The 22,596-nt window shown below is 44.3% G+C and carries 10 protein-coding genes; 2 read left to right on the forward strand and 8 right to left on the reverse strand.

Going from position 1 to position 22,596, the window contains the following annotated elements; genetic code table 11:
- Nucleotides 1-12 precede the first annotated feature (12 nt).
- The 8 genes from K7B67_RS14390 to K7B67_RS14425 form a co-directional block, all read right to left on the reverse strand.
- A complete protein-coding gene (locus K7B67_RS14390) occupies nt 13-1,635 on the reverse strand; it encodes a hypothetical protein (RefSeq protein ID WP_252176584.1) in 1,623 nt (540 codons plus the stop codon).
- A 192-nt stretch (nt 1,636-1,827) separates the two neighbouring features.
- Nucleotides 1,828-2,529 carry a hypothetical protein gene (locus K7B67_RS14395; RefSeq protein WP_252176585.1) on the reverse strand — a complete coding sequence of 234 codons (702 nt, stop codon included), beginning with the start codon at nt 2,527-2,529 and terminating at the stop codon, nt 1,828-1,830.
- Between the two features lie 12 nt (nt 2,530-2,541).
- A complete protein-coding gene (locus K7B67_RS14400; protein WP_252176586.1) occupies nt 2,542-4,986 on the reverse strand; it encodes a hypothetical protein in 2,445 nt (814 codons plus the stop codon).
- A gap of 89 nt (nt 4,987-5,075) precedes the next feature.
- Nucleotides 5,076-6,323, reverse strand: coding sequence for a hypothetical protein (locus K7B67_RS14405; protein ID WP_252176587.1), 1,248 nt, complete (start codon nt 6,321-6,323; stop codon nt 5,076-5,078).
- A 461-nt stretch (nt 6,324-6,784) separates the two neighbouring features.
- The gene (locus K7B67_RS14410; protein WP_252176588.1) at nt 6,785-9,295 is read right to left on the reverse strand and encodes a hypothetical protein; all 2,511 of its coding nucleotides are present in this window, start codon (nt 9,293-9,295) and stop codon (nt 6,785-6,787) included.
- A 505-nt stretch (nt 9,296-9,800) separates the two neighbouring features.
- Nucleotides 9,801-10,898, reverse strand: coding sequence for a hypothetical protein (locus tag K7B67_RS14415; protein WP_252176589.1), 1,098 nt, complete (start codon nt 10,896-10,898; stop codon nt 9,801-9,803).
- A 198-nt stretch (nt 10,899-11,096) separates the two neighbouring features.
- Nucleotides 11,097-11,639 carry a hypothetical protein gene (locus tag K7B67_RS14420; RefSeq protein ID WP_252176590.1) on the reverse strand — a complete coding sequence of 181 codons (543 nt, stop codon included), beginning with the start codon at nt 11,637-11,639 and terminating at the stop codon, nt 11,097-11,099.
- Nucleotides 11,640-11,959: 320 nt separating this feature from the next.
- Nucleotides 11,960-13,495, reverse strand: a complete 1,536-nt coding sequence (locus tag K7B67_RS14425; RefSeq protein WP_252176591.1) for a hypothetical protein — start codon at nt 13,493-13,495, stop codon at nt 11,960-11,962.
- Nucleotides 13,496-14,470: 975 nt separating this feature from the next.
- On the opposite strand from K7B67_RS14425, the gene K7B67_RS14430 reads away from it, so the two are divergent.
- Together K7B67_RS14430 and K7B67_RS14435 are read left to right on the forward strand one after the other, a co-directional pair.
- The gene (locus K7B67_RS14430) at nt 14,471-18,109 is read left to right on the forward strand and encodes a hypothetical protein (protein ID WP_252176592.1); all 3,639 of its coding nucleotides are present in this window, start codon (nt 14,471-14,473) and stop codon (nt 18,107-18,109) included.
- Nucleotides 18,110-18,949: 840 nt separating this feature from the next.
- A complete protein-coding gene (locus tag K7B67_RS14435; RefSeq protein ID WP_252176593.1) occupies nt 18,950-22,588 on the forward strand; it encodes a hypothetical protein in 3,639 nt (1,212 codons plus the stop codon).
- The last annotated feature ends 8 nt before the right edge of the window (nt 22,589-22,596 follow it).

Below are 22,596 nucleotides of genomic sequence, written 5' to 3' on the forward strand. Positions count from 1 at the left end.
AGAATAGATGCTCTACCGGTCATTCGGGGTGAGTTTAATCTGAACGTAAATGCATTCAGGAAAATCGTTATTGTGAAGAAGTTCATCTCTGCTACCAAACCCTATATGAAAGTAGCTTTCCAAGCATACTGGATAGGGATGGGGATGGGTGAACGTGTCTTCAGTAACCTCACAACCACAATTATCACACGAGGAATCACCTGTTCGTGTTAGTACAAATGATTTATTTATCAGCTTTTCACCTTTTCCGTTAAAAATGATGGGTAGAGCCATACGACGACATTCTTTTACTGATATACCTGTATGACTAGTTGGTAAAAATATATAAAAAGCTAAACTACCTGGCCCGCCATCAAAACTGAACTTTATACAAAAATCAACGGAATTATCAGGGTTGTTTCCGATAAAGCCTATATCGTAGTTAGCTGCCCATATACGTCCTCCCTGGGTTATTGATTCATAAAAACACTTTGAAATTTTGCAATAGTAGGTATCTTCTCCAGGTGTCTTATACACTGGAATAGTCCCCTTTTTATCATGCTCTCCGTAGAGCTGAATGGGCTGCTGCCTGGTTCGGTCATAAAACAAGGCATCATTCTGATCCAGTTGCACACTGGGAAGGCAGTTTTTCCTGTGCATTGTTATTTTCGATAAGGGTACCTGTTGACGGCATATACGACACTCGCCTTTGTTGTGACGGCATTTTAACAGGTGCGCCGGTATCAGGGCAGGCTTCTGTTGAAAAGAACAGCCAACACCCTTATTAGGGCAGGGTACAGTTCCAGAACAGGTATTTAAATGTTCCCGCACACTCGCCATACTCTCATTCAAACATAAACGGGTATTACAAAAACGGCATCTGGCACTTTGTTGACCAGTGCTTCTGATACACTGCGAGTAAGCCGAATGGATGTTGTGTTCTGTGAAATTGAAAAAATCCTGCGACGAGTCATGAATATGGCAAGCTGCGCCTTCGTTCATCTGGCCAGTATGAACATGGGCCGACTGTTCTGACCGGCTTTGAACTGCCTGGAATACCTGGGTAAATGCTTCTGCCAGTTGCCGGTTTTCGGGATTATTGATCTGGCGGCAAGTACTAAGAAAACCCTCGATTCTATCCCTGTGTTCCGGCATTACAGGTACACCATAAAATAATACACTCCCCGGGGGAGTTGCTTGTTCTTCCTCACCCAGACTTATGGATTCTAATCGATTTCCAAGCGCATCCTGGCTATGGTGCTCTTTGATATGATTTTTCATAAATGCCAGCGGGCAGCTGTGATTACAGCCTGACGGACATTGAAACATGATGAGCTCGGCAGCGGCTCTATAGTTAATTGAACCTTTCTGCATTTCCCCGCGACAAGTAATACAAATGTTGTGCGCTCTTTCTTTAACCATTGACTCAAAACAGCCAATACAAACACTGTGAGGAGTATTCGAATTGCAGGCTTTCGCTTCTCCGGTAATAAACCCTGTGCAGGCGGCGCAATACAAATGTTGCTGGCTACCATCAAGAAAAGCGGTTGCGTATAACGCAGTCGGCATTTCATCGACGTTTTCTGACGGTTTGTAATCGTAAATAGCCTCAACTTTCTGCTGGTTTATGTGTTCTTGCCTTCCATCTGTCTCCATAGATGTCGTGCCGGATTCCCGAGCTTGTTCTGAATTAGGTTCTGAGTGATGTGCATGAGTTTCAGATCGAGTCGATCTTTCATTATTCCCGTATGGGCTTAAAGGCCTTTGAACACCAGAACTGTTATTGGCATTCTCAGACCTTTTATAGGGATGAAAAGGCTGCTTGCGAACATAGCGGTTCCATTCATGCTAGCCGCCCCCCGCTGGCAGCGACGGGCCAAAAATCTCTGGATACAGTGACTCAAGGAAGCTTTGGCTATACAGACTGAACTGTAAGTAAGCTTCAAACCTGCTGACAGATAACAGCTTGCCGTTGCGCTGTATAATGTATGACAGCTGCCCATTATTGTCCTGCACACAAAAGGCAGCTCCGTGAATAAAGGCAAGAAATCTTAATAGTGGGTCATCCGGGAACGCGTTCAGCCGCCACTGATCAGCCCATTTAAACACAGATCGAATACCGCTGGTATCACTGCCAACAGATTCAGCCGCAATAAGCTGCGGCCAGTGTTCATCTGCCATATCGCTGACTTTTGCTACCGCAGGAAACTCCGAAGGCGCAAGAAGCAGCGACTCTTCCTCATCAAGCTTTAGCCCGATGGAATCCTGAAAGGTGAGCTGTGATTTTATCTCACGATCCAAAACAGGCAATGAGTTCTTTGCTTCAGGAGTACCACGGTAAACAGTGGCCAGCAAGGGCAACAACGAACTTAATGACATGGGCTCAGCGAGACTACCTGCGGCCATTGCCTGCTGTATCGTTACCATTTGCAGCATAAGGCAGAAAAAAAGAAATCTGCAAACAGCCTGTGTGTCATAGTTTTTTTTCATATCGCCCTGATATCCGTTATTTAAAAACTCTGCCAGATTCTGGAAATGAGAACTGTTCATAGAATAAATGCTCTACCGGTCATCCGGGGTGAGTTTAATCTGAACGTAAATGCATTCAGGAAAATCGTTATTGTGAAGAACTCCATCTTTACTAGCAAACTGTTTACGACGGTAGCTATTTAAGCATACTGGATAGGAATTGGGATGGGTTAACGTGCCTTTGCTTGCTTTATTAGCACAATGATCACACGAGAAATCATCTATTAGTGTTAGTACAAATGATTTATTTAACAGCTTTTCACCTTTCCCGTTAAAAATGATGGGTGTAGCCATACGACGACATTCTTCTGATATATTTATATTTTCATCTGGTAAAGATATAAAAAAACTAAAACCACCTGATCCGCCATCAAAAAAGAACGCTATACGAAAATCAACGGATTTATCGGAGTTATTTCCGATAAAGATTATATCGTAAACTTCTGTCCCTATACTTCCTCCCTGGGTTATTGATTCATAAAAAAGCTTTGAAATTTTGCAATAGTAGGTATCTTCTTTAGGTACCTTATACACTGGAATAGTCCCCTTTTTATCATGCTCTCCGTAGAGCTGAATGGGCTTCTGCCAAGCTAGGTCATAAAACAAGGCATCATCCTGATCCAGTTGCACACTGGGAAGGCAATTTTTCCTGTGCATGGTTATTCTCGATAAGGCTACCTGTTGACGGCATATACGACACTCGCCTTTTTTGTGACGGCATTTTAATAGGTGCGGCGGTATCAGGGCAGGTTTGTCTTGAAAAGAACAGCCATCCCCCTTGTTAGGGCAGGTAACAATTCCAGAACATGTTTTTAAATGTTCCTGCACACCCGTCATACTCTCATTCAAACATAAACGGGTATTACAAAAACGGCATCTGGCACTTTGTTGATCAGTGCTTCTGATACACTGCGAGTAAGCCGAATGGATGCTGTGTTCTGTGAAATTGAAAAAAGCATGGGACGAGTGATGAGTATGGCAAGCTGCGCCTTCGTTCATCTGGCCAGTATGAGCAATGGCCGACTGTTCTAACCGGCTTTGAACTGTCTGGAATGCCGGGGGAGTTGCTTGTTCTTCCTCACCCAGACTTGTGGATTCTAATCGATCTTCAAGCGCATCCTGGCTATGGTGCTCTTTGATATGATTTTTCATAAATGCCAGCGGGCAGCGGTGATTACAGCCTGACGGACATTGAAACATGACGAGCTCGGCAGCGGCTCTATAGTTAAATGAAACCTTCTTCATTTTCCTACTACAAGTAATACACTCTTTGATGTTGTGCGCTCTTTCTTTAACCATTGACTCAAAACAGCCAATACAAACACTATGAGGAGTTTTCGAATTGCAGGCTTTCGCTTCTCCGGTAATAAACCCTTTGCAGGCGACGCAATACAAATGTTGCTGGCTACCATCAAGAAAAGCGGTTGCGTATAACGCAGTCGGCATTTCATCGACGTTTTCTGGCGGTTTGTAATCGTAAATGGCCTCGACTTTCTGGTGGTTTATGTGTTCTTGCCTTCCATCTGTTTCCATAGATGTTGCGCCGGATTCCCAAGCTTGTTCTGAATTGTGTTCTGAGCTTTGTTCTAAACGATGCATTGTATGAGCTTCAGATCGTGACGATCTTTTATTACTCCCACTTTTAGAGTTTACAGGCCTTTTAGCACCGGAACTGTTCTTGGCCTTCTTTTTACGCTTTTCATGATGATGAAAAGGCTGCTTGCGAACATAGCGGTTCCATTCATGCCAGCCGCCACCCGCTGGCAGCGACGGGCCAAAAATTTCCGGATACAGTGACTCAAGGAAACTCTGGCTATACAGACTGAACTGTAAGTAAGCTTCAAACCTGCTGACAGATAACAGCTTGCCGTTGCGCTGTATAACGTATGACAACTGCCCATTATTATCCTGCACACAAAAGGCGGCTCCGTGAATAAAGGCAAGAAATCTTAATAACGGGTCATCCGGGAACGCGTTCAGTCGCCATTGATCAGCCCATCTGAACACAGATCGAATACCGCTGGTATCAGTATCAACAGACTCAGCCGCAATAAGCTGCGGCCAGTTTTCATCAGCCATATCGCTGACTTTTGCTACCGCAGGAAACTCCGAAGGCGCAAGAACCAAAGACTCTTCCTCGTCAAGCTTTAGCCCGATGGAATCCTGAAAGGTTAGCTGTGACTTTATCTCACGGTATTGCGGTGAAACCACGGAAAAGAAGGGGTCAAAAGAGTCTGGACTATCTCCGATATTTCCCGGGATTTGCACTGACTGGGGCGGTGGATCCAAAACAGGCAATGAGTTCTTTGCTTCAGGAGTACCCCGGTAAACAGTGGCCAGCAAGGGCAACAACGAACTGAATGACATGGGATCAGCGAGACTACCCGCGGCCATTGCCTGCTGTATTATTGCCAGTTGCATCGTAATGCAGAAAAAAAGAAATCTGCAAACAGTCAATGCGTAATAGTTTTTTTTCATATCGCCCTACTATCCGTTATTCAAAAAACTCTGCCAGATGCTGGAAATGAGAACCATTCCTAGGAGCCTGACCGAGAATAGATGCTCTATTACTCAACCGGGTTGAGTTTAATCTGAACGTAAATGCATTCAGGAAAATTGAAATTGTGACGAATTCTATCGTTGTTATATAACGCGCCAAAAAATAAGCTATTTAAACATATTGGATAAGGGTTGGGATGAGTGATCGTATTTTCAGTAACCTCACAACCACATTCATTACACGACGATTGGCCTCTTAGTACAAATGATTTATTTAACAGCCTTTCACCTTTTTCGTTAAAAATGATGGGTAGGGCCATACGACGACATTTTTTTATATCTCCGTTTAATACATGTATTTTTAAACTCAAACTACTTAACTGTGCATTAAAATGAAAGTCTATAAAAAAATCAGGGAGCTTTTTGGGATCCTTGCCGATAAAGTTTACACTGTGCTCTGCTGCCTTTATACGTCCATCCTGAGTTATTGATTCATAAAAAAGCTTTGAAATCTTGAGATAGTAGGTATCTTCTCCATGTACCTTATACACTGGAATAGTCCCCTTTTTATCATTATCTCCATAGAGCCGAATGGGCTTCTGCCTGATTCGGTCATATAATAAGGCATGATCCTGATCCAGTTGCACACTGGGAAGCCTGTTTTCCCTGTGCAGTTCTGAGCTTTGTTCTGAGTGATCGATGGCATGAGCTTCAGTTCGGGTCGATCCTTGATTATTCTCACCTTCAGGGCTTAAAGGTCTTTGAACACCAGAAGGATTATTGGCATTCTGTTCAGGCCTTTCATCGGGAAGCAAAGGCTGCTTGCGAACAAAACGATTCCATTCGTGCCAGCCACCCCCCGCTGGCAGCGACGGGCCAAAAATCTCCGGATACAGTGACTCAAGGAAACTCTGGCTATACAAACTGAACTGTAAGTAAGCTTCAGACCTGCTGACAGACAACAGCTTGCCGTTGCGCTGTATAACGTATGACAGCTGCCCATTATCATCCTGCACACAAAAGGCAGCTCCGTGAATAAAGGTAAGAAACCTTAGTAGTGAGTCATCTGAAAAGGCATTCAACTGCCATTGATCAGCCCATTGGAACACAGCTCGAATACCGCTGGTATCACTGCCAACAGATTCATCAGCCGCAATAAGCTGCGGCCAGTTTTCATCAGCCATATCGCTGACTTTTGCTACCGCAGGAAACTCCGAAGGCGTAAGAACCAAAGACGCTTCCTCATCAAGCTCTAGCCAAATGGGATCCTGAACGGTGAGCTGTGACTTTATCTCACGGTATTGCGGTGCAACCATAGTAACGAAGGGGTCAAAAGAGTCTGGACTGTCTCCGACATTTTTGGAAATGGCACTGGCTGATGAGGCGGTGGATCCAAATCAGGCAATGAGTTCTTTGCTTCAGGACTCCGGTAAACAGTGGCCAGCAAGGGTAACAACGAACTTAATGACATGGGCTCAGCAAGACTACTCGCAGCCATTGCCTGTTGTATCGTTACCAGTTGCACTATAAGGCAGAAAAAAGAAATCTGCTAACAGCCAATGTGTAATAGTTTTTTCATATCGCTATGATCTCCGTGATTCACCATCCCAGTCAGAAATCAATTAATGGGAATGTATAATCGAGTTAAAAAATTATTGTCGATGGACTTTCCTTAGTGCCAATTACCTGCTTTTCCATTCAATGAATTACCGGGACAGAGATGCCTTCCACTCCCAGTGAATTCGATATTGCATAGCAGGATAGACCATCAAATGCTCTACCGGCCAACCGGGGTGAGTTTAATCTGAACGTAAACACACTCAGGAAAATCATTGTTGTGTTTACCTTTGTCTTTGCCAGACAGGTGTTGCCAGAGTAAACTCGATAGGCATATTGGATAAGGATCGGGATGCGTACTCATATCGCGACTAATATCGCAACCACACTCTTCACATGATGAGTCACCTGTTAGTACAAACGATTTGTCTACCAGCTTTTCACCTTTTCCGTTAAAAATTATGGGTAGTGCCATGCGGCGATGTTCTGCTTGCGGATCTATTTCGAAAGTCAAACTACCTTCCAAGATATCAAATTTGAATTTAACAGAAAAACTATCGGAGGCATCAGGGTTATCGCCCATAAACTTTATGGAGTATTTTCCGGATTTATACCCTCTGTCGGTTATTGACTCATAAAAAAGCTTTGAAATTTTACAGTAGAAGGTATCCTCTTCAGGTGTCTTATACACTGGAATAACTCCTGTTTTCTCTTTCCTTGTGCAGAGTTGAATGGGTTTCTGTTCGGTTTTTTCATAAAACAAGGTATCACACTGATCCAGTCGCACACTGGACAGGCAGTTTTCTCTGTGTTCTCTCATTCCCGATAAAATTACCTGTTGGAGGCATATCCGGCATTTGACTTTGTTGTAACGGCATTTCCTCAGGTGCAGTGGCACTAAGGCAGGCTGATGTTGAAAAGTACAGCCATCAGCGGCATTAGGACAAGGAACCATTCCCCAGCAGTTGTTTAAATGCACCCCTATACTCGTCACACCTTGATTCAACGATAAACGGGTATTACAAAAACGGCATTTGGCGCTTTGTTGACCCGCGCTTCTGATGCATTTCAAGTAAGCCGAATCAAGGCTGTTTCCTCCGGAATTGAAAAAAGCATAGGATGAGTGATGGGTATGACATGCTGCGCCTGTGCTCTGCTGTCCAGATTGACCATCGGCCAGCTGTTTGCACCGGTTCTGACCTGCCTCGAATATCCGGGTAAATGTCTCTGCCAGTTGCAGGTGTTCGGGATCGTTGATCTGACGGCAAGCGAGAAGAAATTGCTCGACTCTCTCTTTATCTTCTGGCGTTACCGGCACACCATAAAATAATACACTACCCGGAGGAATTGCCTGTTCTTCCTGACCCCGGCTCATGGGTTCTGATCGATCGTCAAGGATACTATGATCCTCTTTGATATGATTCTTCATGAATGCCAGCGGGCAGCTGTAGTCACACCCTAACGGACATTGAAACATGACGAGCGCGGCAGCATCTTCGTAGTTGAATGAATGATCATTCATTGCTCCACGACAGCTGACACATTGTCCAATGTTTTCCACACCTGCTCGAATCATTCCATTGTAACACCCGATACAGATACTGTGAGGAGTACTGGAATGGCAGATTTTCGCTTCTCCGGAAATGAATTCATCGCAAACGGGGCAATACATATGTTGCTGGTCTTTATTAAGAAAAGCGATCGCGTATAACGGAATGGGTGTTTCATCGCCATTTTCTGGCGGTTTATAATCGTAAATAGCCTCAACTTTCTGCTGGTTCAGGTGTTCTTGCTTTCCATCTCTTTTGGTAGATGCTGTACCGGGTTCCCGAGCTTGTTCTGAACTACTTTCTGAATGACGCACTGAATGAGCTTCAGATCGTGATGGTCTTTCATGATTACCGCCTTTGAGGCTTACAGGCCTTTCATTATTAGCATCCTGTTCGGGACTCTTATAGGGATGAAAAGGCTGCTTGCGAACAAAACGGTTCCATTCATGCCAGCCGCCACTCGCTGGCAGCGACGGGCCGAAAATCTCCGGATACAGTGACTCAAGGAAACTCTGGCTATACAGACTGAACTGTAAGTAAGCTTCAAACCTGCTGACAGATAACAGCTTGCCGTTGCGCTGTATAATGTATGACAGCTGCCCATTATTATCCTGCACACAAAAGGCGGCTCCGTGAATAAAGGCAAGAAATCTTAATAACGGGTCGTCCGGGAACGCGTTCAGCCGCCATTGATCAGACCATCTGAACACAGATCGAATACCACTGGTATCACTGTCAACAGACTCAGCCGCAATAAGCTGCGGCCAGTTTTCATCAGCCATATCGCTGACTTTTGCTACCGCAGGGAACTCCGAAGGCGCAAGAACCAAAGACTCTTCCTCGTCAAGCTTTAGCCCGATGGAATCCTGAAAGGTTAGCTGTGACTTTATCTCACGGTATTGCGGTGAAACCACGGAAAAGAAGGGGTCAAAAGAGTCTGGACTATCTCCGATATTTCCCGGGATTTGCACTGACTGGGGCGGTGGATCCAAAACAGGCAATGAGTTCTTTGCTTCAGGAGTACCCCGGTAAACAGTGGCCAGCAAGGGCAACAACGAACTGAATGACATGGGATCAGCGAGACTACCCGCGGCCATTGCCTGCTGTATTATTGCCAGTTGCATCGTAATGCAGAAAAAAAGAAATCTGCAAACAGTCAATGCGTAATAGTTTTTTTTCATATCGCCCTACTATCCGTTATTCAAAAAACTCTGCCAGATGCTGGAAATGAGAACCATTCCTAGGAGCCTGACCGAGAATAGATGCTCTATTACTCAACCGGGTTGAGTTTAATCTGAACGTAAATGCATTCAGGAAAATTGAAATTGTGACGAATTCTATCGTTGTTATATAACGCGCCAAAAAATAAGCTATTTAAACATATTGGATAAGGGTTGGGATGAGTGATCGTATTTTCAGTAACCTCACAACCACATTCATTACACGACGATTGGCCTCTTAGTACAAATGATTTATTTAACAGCCTTTCACCTTTTTCGTTAAAAATGATGGGTAGGGCCATACGACGACATTTTTTTATATCTCCGTTTAATACATGTATTTTTAAACTCAAACTACTTAACTGTGCATTAAAATGAAAGTCTATAAAAAAATCAGGGAGCTTTTTGGGATCCTTGCCGATAAAGTTTACACTGTGCTCTGCTGCCTTTATACGTCCATCCTGAGTTATTGATTCATAAAAAGCTTTGAAATCTTGAGATAGTAGGTATCTTCTCCATGTACCTTATACACTGGAATAGTCCCCTTTTTATCATTATCTCCATAGAGCCGAATGGGCTTCTGCCTGATTCGGTCATATAATAAGGCATGATCCTGATCCAGTTGCACACTGGGAAGCCTGTTTTCCCTGTGCAGTTCTGAGCTTTGTTCTGAGTGATCGATGGCATGAGCTTCAGTTCGGGTCGATCCTTGATTATTCTCACCTTCAGGGCTTAAAGGTCTTTGAACACCAGAAGGATTATTGGCATTCTGTTCAGGCCTTTCATCGGGAAGCAAAGGCTGCTTGCGAACAAAACGATTCCATTCGTGCCAGCCACCCCCCGCTGGCAGCGACGGGCCAAAAATCTCCGGATACAGTGACTCAAGGAAACTCTGGCTATACAAACTGAACTGTAAGTAAGCTTCAGACCTGCTGACAGACAACAGCTTGCCGTTGCGCTGTATAACGTATGACAGCTGCCCATTATCATCCTGCACACAAAAGGCAGCTCCGTGAATAAAGGTAAGAAACCTTAGTAGTGAGTCATCTGAAAAGGCATTCAACTGCCATTGATCAGCCCATTGGAACACAGCTCGAATACCGCTGGTATCACTGCCAACAGATTCATCAGCCGCAATAAGCTGCAGCCAGTTTTCATCAGCCATATCGCTGACTTTTGCTACCGCAGGAAACTCCGAAGGCGTAAGAACCAAAGACGCTTCCTCATCAAGCTCTAGCCAAATGGGATCCTGAACGGTGAGCTGTGACTTTATCTCACGGTATTGCGGTGCAACCATAGTAACGAAGGGGTCAAAAGAGTCTGGACTGTCTCCGACATTTTTTGGAAATGGCACTGGCTGATGAGGCGGTGGATCCAAATCAGGCAATGAGTTCTTTGCTTCAGGACTCCGGTAAACAGTGGCCAGCAAGGGTAACAACGAACTTAATGACATGGGCTCAGCAAGACTACTCGCAGCCATTGCCTGTTGTATCGTTACCAGTTGCACTATAAGGCAGAAAAAAAGAAATCTGCTAACAGCCAATGTGTAATAGTTTTTTTTCATATCGCTATGATCTCCGTGATTCACCATCCCAGTCAGAAATCAATTAATGGGAATGTATAATCGAGTTAAAAAATTATTGTCGATGGACTTTCCTTAGTGCCAATTACCTGCTTTTCCATTCAATGAATTACCGGGACAGAGATGCCTTCCACTCCCAGTGAATTCGATATTGCATAGCAGGATAGACCATCAAATGCTCTACCGGCCAACCGGGGTGAGTTTAATCTGAACGTAAACACACTCAGGAAAATCATTGTTGTGTTTACCTTTGTCTTTGCCAGACAGGTGTTGCCAGAGTAAACTCGATAGGCATATTGGATAAGGATCGGGATGCGTACTCATATCGCGACTAATATCGCAACCACACTCTTCACATGATGAGTCACCTGTTAGTACAAACGATTTGTCTACCAGCTTTTCACCTTTTCCGTTAAAAATTATGGGTAGTGCCATGCGGCGATGTTCTGCTTGCGGATCTATTTCGAAAGTCAAACTACCTTCCAAGATATCAAATTTGAATTTAACAGAAAAACTATCGGAGGCATCAGGGTTATCGCCCATAAACTTTATGGAGTATTTTCCGGATTTATACCCTCTGTCGGTTATTGACTCATAAAAAAGCTTTGAAATTTTACAGTAGAAGGTATCCTCTTCAGGTGTCTTATACACTGGAATAACTCCTGTTTTCTCTTTCCTTGTGCAGAGTTGAATGGGTTTCTGTTCGGTTTTTTCATAAAACAAGGTATCACACTGATCCAGTCGCACACTGGACAGGCAGTTTTCTCTGTGTTCTCTCATTCCCGATAAAATTACCTGTTGGAGGCATATCCGGCATTTGACTTTGTTGTAACGGCATTTCCTCAGGTGCAGTGGCACTAAGGCAGGCTGATGTTGAAAAGTACAGCCATCAGCGGCATTAGGACAAGGAACCATTCCCCAGCAGTTGTTTAAATGCACCCCCTATACTCGTCACACCTTGATTCAACGATAAACGGGTATTACAAAAACGGCATTTGGCGCTTTGTTGACCCGCGCTTCTGATGCATTTCAAGTAAGCCGAATCAAGGCTGTTTCCTCCGGAATTGAAAAAAAGCATAGGATGAGTGATGGGTATGACATGCTGCGCCTGTGCTCTGCTGTCCAGATTGACCATCGGCCAGCTGTTTGCACCGGTTCTGACCTGCCTCGAATATCCGGGTAAATGTCTCTGCCAGTTGCAGGTGTTCGGGATCGTTGATCTGACGGCAAGCGAGAAGAAATTGCTCGACTCTCTCTTTATCTTCTGGCGTTACCGGCACACCATAAAATAATACACTACCCGGAGGAATTGCCTGTTCTTCCTGACCCCGGCTCATGGGTTCTGATCGATCGTCAAGGATACTATGATCCTCTTTGATATGATTCTTCATGAATGCCAGCGGGCAGCTGTAGTCACACCCTAACGGACATTGAAACATGACGAGCGCGGCAGCATCTTCGTAGTTGAATGAATGATCATTCATTGCTCCACGACAGCTGACACATTGTCCAATGTTTTCCACACCTGCTCGAATCATTCCATTGTAACACCCGATACAGATACTGTGAGGAGTACTGGAATGGCAGATTTTCGCTTCTCCGGAAATGAATTCATCGCAAACGGGGCAATACATATGTTGCTGGTCTTTATTAAGAAAAGCGATCGCGTATAACGGAATGGGTGTTTCATCGCCATTTTCTGGCGGTTTATAATCGTAAATAGCCTCAACTTTCTGCTGGTTCAGGTGTTCTTGCTTTCCATCTCTTTTGGTAGATGCTGTACCGGGTTCCCGAGCTTGTTCTGAACTACTTTCTGAATGACGCACTGAATGAGCTTCAGATCGTGATGGTCTTTCATGATTACCGCCTTTGAGGCTTACAGGCCTTTCATTATTAGCATCCTGTTCGGGACTCTTATAGGGATGAAAAGGCTGCTTGCGAACAAAACGGTTCCATTCATGCCAGCCGCCACTCGCTGGCAGCGACGGGCCGAAAATCTCCGGATACAGTGACTCAAGGAAACTCTGGCTATACAGACTGAACTGTAAGTAAGCTTCAAACCTGCTGACAGATAACAGCTTGCCGTTGCGCTGTATAATGTATGACAGCTGCCCATTATTATCCTGCACACAAAAGGCGGCTCCGTGAATAAAGGCAAGAAATCTTAATAACGGGTCGTCCGGGAACGCGTTCAGCCGCCATTGATCAGACCATCTGAACACAGATCGAATACCACTGGTATCACTGTCAACAGACTCAGCCGCAATAAGCTGCGGCCAGTTTTCATCAGCCATATCGCTGACTTTTGCTACCGCAGGGAACTGCGAAGGTGCAAGAACCAGCGATTCTTCCTCATCAAGCTTTAACCCAATGGAATCCTGAAAGGTGAGCTGGGGCGGCAGATCCAAATCAGGCAATGAATTCTTAGCTTCAGGCGTCCCCCGGTAAACAGTGGCCAGCAAGGGCAACAACGAACTAAAAGACATGGGCTCAGCAAGACTAACCGCGGCCATTGCCTGCTGTATCGTTGCCAGTTGCACCACAAAGCAGAAAAAAAGAAATCTGCAAACAGCCAGCATGTAATATACCTTTCGCGTATTGTCCCGATAAACGCTGTTCACCGTCACAGTCAGGAATAGTAGACCATTTATCTTTGGGGCAATGGCTAGAATACTGAGCGAATATTTTTTGCCGGAACCAAAAATATTGACTAGTCTCATTCGCGAACAGGGTTCAATCGTTAAATCTGTTAAATCTGGATTTCTGTTTTAAGGATAACGATAAAGCTCACTACTCTTTTTTCATGAGTTCATCAATTATTGGACTTAAACCATTTCATTACGATCTAAAACCATAGAATTATGAGAGATTGTGCATTATTTTTCATTTTTTTCATGCAGTTGTCTTTAGCAAGTTTCAGCTACTCAGATACGGATCATCAGGATTATGACAAAGATGAAGCTCTGTTAAACAGACTTGCACCGATTGATGTTGAGTTTCACCCAACCTCACCACTGGGTTTCTTTTTCCGCCTTGGCGACGATTTTACGTTTCGCCGTTATGGTGATTATCTCTCACTGAGCACCCTGCCCTCGCTGGCATTCAGTGTCATGACCTACTGGATGGTGAGTAAAACAACCGCCTCCATACTGAGTCGCTGGACAGTGAATCCGGTAACACTGCACACAGCTCAAGTCTTGTCCATGGCCATTTTTCCCGGCGTAAAAAGTGCCCTGTACAGCTGGTATACCGGTACTCGTTTGGGGTCAGAGCAAATTCAGGTAGACCCTCCCCACATCCGCAGGCGATTTTACCTGGAGCTGATTTACCAGCAGAAAAATCATCAACAGATGTTGCGAATAACGCCCTTTCCATTAAATCCATCCATGGTCGAGACGCCCTTATCTGGCGGCTACTCGCCCTGGCTGGAACTGTATGAAGCCAGTTCGCAACACAGTGTCGTTCATATTGATCTCTCATGGGTGGCACCGGAATCGCCAGAAGCCATTCGCATCGACATTCATTATTCAGACAAACCTGTGGAGTCAAGGTTAGTGACACTGACCAACAGCGCTGATTCAGACAGTCTGCCGGTGAGTATTGAGTCGTTGTTGCACAATGAAGCGAAAGATAAGACGAAGGATTTTGCCAATGGTCATGCTATTGCAAGTCTTTTGAGCGATGCAGTGATTAACCACACCGTAGCCCTGATCCAAAGTCCGGATTCGGCTCCAGCCAGCTTCCCGATATCACAGGTCGCTGGCAAGGTTGAATTTGCGACGGATGGTCATAGCGGTCAGCTGTCGCTTTGTGGTGAACAGCAACCTGATTGTGACAGCCACCTGCAATTGACCTATAAACTGTTTCCATACCCGCATTTCGGGATGACTTTGCAGGGGCAGCATGACATTCAAACCAGCGTTGACGCGACCCTTGCACAACTGGCGAATGCCAACCGTGCTGAGCTGATGCTGCAACTGCTGGAAAAGGCGACTCTGCACTTTTTTATGGCCTCTGTTCAGCAAAAACAAGAGGAAGTCAGCCCTGAAACGGCCATCGTACCATCACCCCAAAAATTCGTTTCAGCTTTGCAGCCAGCCGTTAAAGCATTGATGCCAGAAAGGGAAATCTGGAAATCAGGAAGGCTCAACAATGTTTTACCGATTCTATGGGGACTGCACCCCAGCTTATTTAAAAGTTTTATGATTGAGCCCGAAGCCTCATCGTCCAGATCTTTAAATAGTCTTAAAACCAGTCTGGATGTCAACACCGCTATCCTTACCGGCAAACAAGTCAAGCTGATTCAAAGGCTCGCTTATGGTGGTAAAAGACATGAGTTCACAGAAGATGAATTGCTCGAGGTTATTGACTATTTGTCATCAGGTAACTTTAAATATTATGTGCCTAATGCTTACTTAGAAACACCCAGCTTTATGAAAGAATTGGTAAGAAATCGCATATTGCAGGCTTACAAAATACCAAAAAACAAACTAACTAAAGATATGCTATTGGCTCACCCCATTAATGAAAATTCTCATTATTATTCCTACGACCAAATACCTGATGAGCTGAAAAACAATGATTTTCTTATTGAATTTTCGAGCATGAATGGTATTCCTGTTAATACCCCACCAGAAATAGCCGTTATTATTTACGGTTACCTGGATATCCGCGAGAAAATAAAATCTCTGACAAAACTTCCAGCCAGTTTTAAAAATGATGACTTGTACGACGAACTCATCCGTTCAGGAATGATAGCGCTTAAAGAGCTTCCGAAACACATTAAAAATAAAAATAAAGAATACTGCCTTTCACAATTATCAAAAGGCTTCTGCACATTATTAGATGTTCCAGCTCATTTTATGACCAAAAAGTCCGCTTTGGATTCGATCAACAGTCAATATTGGAGTACTAATTTCAACTTAATTTTTTCAATAAATACATATAATACGTTTACCAAGGATCCTGACTTTTTTGATGAATTACTGGTCAAGGCTGTAATAGCTGATTTAGAAGCAATTAATAAATACGACACTTCATGCAAAGGAGTTCAAAATTTGATCATGGATCAATTATATGATATTGCCTCGAATAGATACAGTACAAATGAAGTAAAACTCAATTCGTTATTTAAAAAACTGGTAAACGCCAACCCTTTTGTTTTAATTTACATTGAGAGTTTGAATGATAAATTGCCTCAGGATTTAATCGATATAGCAAAGGCTTCATTTTTGGAAATATTGAAAAACAGGCCTGAATTAAGTAAAGGTTTTAATATTGGCATACTTTATCAATTCTTTGAAAACATTAATGCAGATAAATATTTTAAAAGCCACGCTCTGAATATTATTTATCCTTATTTTCCTTATCAGGGTGTGGATAAGCTTCCTGAGGAATTTTTGAATAAGCAAGACGATTTTGTACTCAAATCTGTACCCTTTGACAAGGGGTATGAACACTTTCTGAGCAGGAAGTTACGGCCAGACAACCCTGAAATTGTCATAGACTACATTGAACGGAATCTGGATTTTTTGTACTATTTTGACGACCAAGAATATCTGGAGCAGTATTGCAAAGACCCACTACACCGGCAAAGACTCATACACGTACTGGCACAAAGGTTAATTGCTAACAAGCCTTGGTTATTGAAGTACTGGGTAGATGCTCTCCCCCGAACATTAGTCGATGATACTCTGGAGTTCCTCAAAGATCCGGCACTGTTATTCAAACTGGATGCTTCCGACAAATTGGCAGAACCTGTTCATCCCTTCAAATTTCAATCGCCCAATATTCCGGCATTTGGATTAGTGGTGATGCTTCATGCAACAGATCTTCGTATTGCGCATTTAACCATCGCTCGTCAGCTACAGTTAGAATTTGCCAATGCCGGTGGCTTAGCATTTCAACGGGTTTTTGCTGATCAACATCAGCTACCGCTGTTTAAAAAAGCAGGAACCGTCGTTGGTGGTCGTACACTGGTCATACCGAACGATAACGAGGAAGAGGCTGACTACTATAAATTCCAACGAGTCGGAGAGTTCAAGTCCACCCTGGAGCAAGAAGGCATTATGCATCGGTTTATTGCCAAAAATGACCGTTTTAAAAGTAAGAAACCGAGTTTTGGTCAGTACCTTGTTGTACTGGAAAAGGATCTCCCCGAGAGCGTCCAAGGCTTCACTGACCCCTTGCAGGTGACCGATGTTAAGGGCGAAAGAGCCATCCTGGTTTATCACTACAAAGCAACAAACCACTATAGTAAATACGCTCATACTCCTGATGAAACCAGCAGCGCACCTTACGCAAGACCTGAGCAAGGTCTATTGGATAGCATTCATGATATTGGCGTACTTAATGGTCAGTTTGGCATTATGCCTACGTCAACGATACCGGCATTTCACTACACCGGACGACGTTGGGTGTTCCTTAGCCCGTTGTTGGGGAACTCCAAGTATTACGCCTTTCCATTACCCGGAAAATTTGAAAGCTGGATCGAAGCGACTGAACGTCCTGATTTTGGCTGGGACGGTTTACGAGATTGGGGCGATGTTGAGTTTTATGGCTCGATGGTAAGCGGCCTTACTTCCCAAGACTCCAAAACGTCGGGTTATACTCCAGAGGTTTTGCAACGCTTAAGCTTTGCCAATGCCCTGTGTGAAAACCTGCTGGCAGCCGTATTGTTAAGGTCACGCCTGCGTCGGGACTCGCTGGATTATTATTATAAAAATAAACAGGCCGTGGCGGAGACAGAAAACTTTATTGAACGGTTACTGAACGAGTACCTGTCTGGCCTGTTTGCAAAAGAAAAAGAAGTACAGCCCAAACCAAGACTGCAAAAACTTATGGGGCTTGGCGATAGTAAATACCGTTCATGGTTGGCTCGCACCGCTCAGGAGATCCTGTACTGGACGGCCCGGCAACCTTATGAAGTCACAGACCCTTGTGCATCCATCCCTTCTGGTGAGTGCTACTCAAAACACCTGCTGCTCACGGGGCACCTGGATGACACACTGTACCCGAACCCTTTGCATCCCATGGACGCACAAAAAAAGTTTCCCAGAGACTTTCAGAGAACCCCTGGTCGACTCCATCTCGGAGCCACTAAATCTGGTTTTCCACTGACCGCTCTGACCACGGGATTTACATCGATTGCCCACAAAGTTTTTGAACACTCTGCTCAACACACCGAGGATTAAAAGACTGTGCGCTTAATCATCATTCGATTTGAACAATTTACTCTGGTTCCCATGCTCCAGCGTGGGAACCCATACCTATCTCGCGATGTAGAGTCCGCTTTTCAGGGGAGGTATGCATTCCCACGCAGAGCGTGGGAACGAGTGGTTAAATCTATGAGAACTGGCGCATTATTAGTCATTTTTTTTCTGCTGTTATTTTTGACAGGCTTCAGCTATTCCGATAATCAGAACTATGGTGCAGATGAAAACCAATTAAACACACTGTCACCAATTGATGTTGAGTTTCACCCAACCGCACCATTGGGCTTCTTTTTCCGCCTTGGTGATGATTTTACCTTTCGCCGTTATGGTGATTATTTATCACTGAACACACTGCCCTCGCTGGCATTCAGTGTCATGACCTACTGGATGGTGAGCAAAACAACCGCCTCCATACTGAGCCGCTGGACAAAAAAACCTTTGGCGCTGCACACAGCTCAAGTCTTGTCCATGGCCATTTTTCCTGGCGTAAAAAGTGCCCTGTACAGCTGGTATACGGGTACTCGTTTGGGCTCAGAGCAAATCCAGGTAGACCTTCCCCATATCCGCAGGCGATTTTACCTGGAGCTGATTTACCAGCAGAAAAGTCATCAGCAGATGTTGCGAATAACACCCTTCCCATTAAATCCATCCATGGTCGAGACTCCCCTATCTGGCGGCTACTCGCCCTGGCTGGAGTTGTATGAAACCAGTTCGCAACACAGTGTCGTTCATATTGATCTCTCATGGGTGGCACCGGAATCGCCAGAAGCCATTCGCATCGACATGCATTATTCAGACAAACCTGCGGAGTCAAGGTTAGTGACACTGACCAACAGCGGTGATTCAGACAGTCTGCCGGTGAGTATTGAATCCTTGTTGCACAATGAAGCGAAAGATAAGACGAAGGATTTTGCCAATGGTCATGCTATTGCCAGCCTTTTGAGCGATGCAGTGATTAACCACACCGTAGCCCTGATCCAAAGCCCGGATTCGGCCCCGACCAGCTTCCCGATATCACAGGTCGCTGGCAAAGTTGAATTTGAGGCCGATGGTCATAGCGGTCAGCTGTCGCTTTGTGGTGAGCAGCAACCCGATTGCGACAGCCACCTGCAATTGACCTATAAACTGTTCCCATACCCACATTTCGGGATGACTTTGCAGGGGCAGCATGACATTCAAACCAGCCTTGACGCCACCCTTGCACAACTGGCGAATGCCAACCGTGCTGAGCTGATGCTGCAACTGCTGGAAAAGGCGACTCTGCACTTTTTTATGGCCTCTGTTCAGCAAAAACAAGAGGAAGTCAGCCCTGAAACGGCCATCGTACCATCACCCCAAAAATTCGTTACAGCTTTGCAGCCAGCCGTTAAAGCATTGATGCCAGAAAGGGGGATCTGGAAATCAGGAAGGCTCAACAATGTTTTACCGATGCTATGGGGACTGCACCCCAGCTTATTTAAAAGTTTTATGATGGAGCCCGAAGCCTCATCGTCCAGATCTTCAAATAGTCTTAAAACCAGTCCGGATGTCAACACCGCTATCCTTACCGGCAAACAAGTCGAGCTGATTAAAAAGCTCGCTTATGGTGGTAAAACACATAAGTTCACAGAAGATGAATTGATGGAGGTTATCGACTATTTGTCATTAGGTAACTTTAGAGATTATGTGCCTGATGCTTACTTGGAAACACCCAGCTTTATGAAAGAGTTAGTAAGGAATGGCATTTTGCCGGTTGTCGATATACCAAAAAACCAACGAACTAAAGATATACTATTGGCTCAGCCCATTAATGATAAATTTTTTCTTCGCTACGATGACATACCTGACGAGCTGAAAAACGACTTTGTTTTTCTTATTGAATATTCGAGAATTAATGATATTCCTGATGGTACCCCCCCGAAAGAGGCCTTTATTACTTACAGTCACCTGGATATCCGTACAAAAATAACATCCCTGAAAAAACTTCCAGACTGTTTTAAAAATGATGATTTGTACGACGAACTCATCCGTTCAGGAATGATAAAAGTTAGATACCTTCCAGAACACATTAAAAATAACAACAAAGAATACTGTCTTTCACAATTATCAAAAGGCTTCTGCACATTAGCAAAGGTTCCAGTTCATTTTTTGACCAAAGATTCCGTTTTGGATGCGCTCAATAGTAAATATTGGAGATATAATTTTTTTAGATTCCTTTCATCAGACAAATATAAAACATTTACCGATGATCCTGATTTTTTTGAAGAATTTCTGATCAAGGCTGGAATAGCTGATTTAGAAGCGATTAATAAATTCGATACTTCAAAATCAGACTTTCAAATGTCCATCATAGATGAGTTATATTCTATTGCCTCAGAAAGATACAGCACAGATCAAGTAAAACTTGATTTACTATTAAAAAAACTGGTGAACATCAACCCTTTTATTTTAGTTTGCATTGAGAGTCCGAATAATGAGTTGCCTCAGGATTTAATCGATATAGCAAAGGCTTCACTTTTGGAAATATTAAGAAACAAGCCTGAAGTCAGCGAAGGTTTTAATATTGGCTTACTTTATGAGTTCTTTAAATTAACTTATGCCGATGAAAGTTTTAAACGCCACGTTCTGAATATTATTTATCCTTATTTCCCTTATCAGGGTAAGGATAAGCTTCCTGAAGAACTTTTGAAGAAGCAAGACGACTTAGTACTCAAATCTATACCCTTTGACAGGGGGTATGAACACTTTTTGAGCAGAAAGTTACGGCCAGACAACCCTGGAATTGTCATAGACTACATTGAACGCAATCTGGATTTTTTCTGCGATTTTAACGACAAAGAATATCTGGAGCACTATTGCAATGACCCAATACACCGGCAAAGACTCATACGCGTACTGGCACAAAGGTTAATTGTTAACAAGCCTTGGTTATTGAAGGTCTGGGTATCTGCTCTCCCCAGAACATTACTGGATGATACTCTGGAGTTCCTCAAAGATCCGGCACTTTTATTAAAACTGGATTCTGCCGACAAATTGGCAGAGCCTGCTCATCCTTTCAAACGTCAATTGCCTAATACTTCGGCATTCGGACTAGTTGTGATGGCTCACGCAGCTGACCTTCATATTGCCAGTGTAGATATCGCTCGTCAGCTAGAGTCAGAATTAGCCCATGCCAGTGACGTAGAATTTCATCAGGTTTTTGCTGATCAACATCGGCGACCACTGTTTGAAAAAGCAGGAACCATCGTTGGCGGTCGTACACTGGTAATACCGAACGATAACGAGGAAGAAGCTGACTACTATAAATTCCAACGGATCGGAGAGTTCACATCCCCTCTGGCGCGAGAAGGCATTATGCATCAGTTTATTGACCAAAATGACCGTTTTAAAAGCAAGAAACCAAGTTTTGGCCAGTACCTTGTCGTACTGGAAAAGGATCTCCCCGAGAGCGCCCGAGGCTTCACTGACCCCTTGCTGGAGATCTATATTCACAACGAAAAAGCCCTCCTGGCTTATCACTTCACAGCGACAAACAACTATCATAAATACGCCCATACTCCTGATGAAACCAGCAGCGCGCCCTACGCAAGACCTGAGCAAGGTCTATTGAATAGCATTCATGATATTGGCGTGCTTAATGGTCAGTTTGGCATTATGCCTAAGTCAGCGATTCCGGCATTTCATACTGACGGGCAACGTTGGGTGTTCCTTAGCCCGTTGTTGAAAAGCTCCGATTATTACGCCTTTCCGTTACCTGGAAAATTTGAAAGCTGGATCGAAGCGACTGAACGTCCTGGTTTTGGCTGGGATGGTTTACAAAATTGGGGCGATGTTGAGTTTTACGGCTCGATGACAAGCGGCCTTACTTCCAAAAACTCCAAAACGTCGGGTTATACTCCAGAGGTTTTGCAACGCTTAAGCTTTGCCAATGCCCTGTGTGAAAACCTGCTGGCAGCCGTATTGTTAAGGTCACGCCTGCGTCGGGACTCGCCGGATTATTATTATAAAAATAAACAGGCCGTGGCGGAGACAGAAAACTTTATTGAACAGCTGCTGAACGAGTACCTGTCTGGTCTGTTTGCAAAAGAAAAAGAAGTACAGCCGAAACCAAGACTGCAAACACTTATGGGGCTTGGCGATAGTAAATACCGTTCATGGTTGACTCGCACCGCTCAGGAGATCCTGTACTGGACGGCCCGGCAACCTTATGAAGTCACAGACCCTTGTGCATCCACCCCTTCTGGTGAGTGTTACTCACAACACTTACTGCTCACGGGGCACCTGGATAAAACACTGTACCCGGATCCTTTGCATCCCATGGACGCACGGAAAGCGTTTCCCAGAGACTTTCAGAGAACCTCTGGTCGACTCCATCTCGGAGCCACTGGCTCTGGTTTTCCACTGACCGCTTTGACCACAGGATTTACATCGATTGCCCACAAAGTTTTTGAACACTCCGCTCAATACACCAAGGATTAAAAGAGTGT

This window comes from Endozoicomonas sp. 4G (genome assembly GCF_023822025.1).
In the GTDB taxonomy this organism is placed as follows: Bacteria; Pseudomonadota; Gammaproteobacteria; order Pseudomonadales; family Endozoicomonadaceae; genus Endozoicomonas_A.

What these genes read in the sequence shown, in the direction of transcription:
- K7B67_RS14410 (WP_252176588.1), bottom strand. Translation starts at nt 9,295, where the DNA reads ATGAAAAAAAACTATTACGCATTGACTGTTTGCAGATTTCTTTTTTTC.
- K7B67_RS14415 (WP_252176589.1), bottom strand. Translation starts at nt 10,898, where the DNA reads ATGAAAAAAAACTATTACACATTGGCTGTTAGCAGATTTCTTTTTTTC.
- K7B67_RS14425 (WP_252176591.1), bottom strand. Translation starts at nt 13,495, where the DNA reads ATGCTGGCTGTTTGCAGATTTCTTTTTTTCTGCTTTGTGGTGCAACTG.
- K7B67_RS14395 (WP_252176585.1), bottom strand. Translation starts at nt 2,529, where the DNA reads ATGAACAGTTCTCATTTCCAGAATCTGGCAGAGTTTTTAAATAACGGA.
- K7B67_RS14405 (WP_252176587.1), bottom strand. Translation starts at nt 6,323, where the DNA reads ATGGTTGCACCGCAATACCGTGAGATAAAGTCACAGCTCACCGTTCAG.
- K7B67_RS14400 (WP_252176586.1), bottom strand. Translation starts at nt 4,986, where the DNA reads ATGAAAAAAAACTATTACGCATTGACTGTTTGCAGATTTCTTTTTTTC.
- K7B67_RS14390 (WP_252176584.1), bottom strand. Translation starts at nt 1,635, where the DNA reads ATGGAGACAGATGGAAGGCAAGAACACATAAACCAGCAGAAAGTTGAG.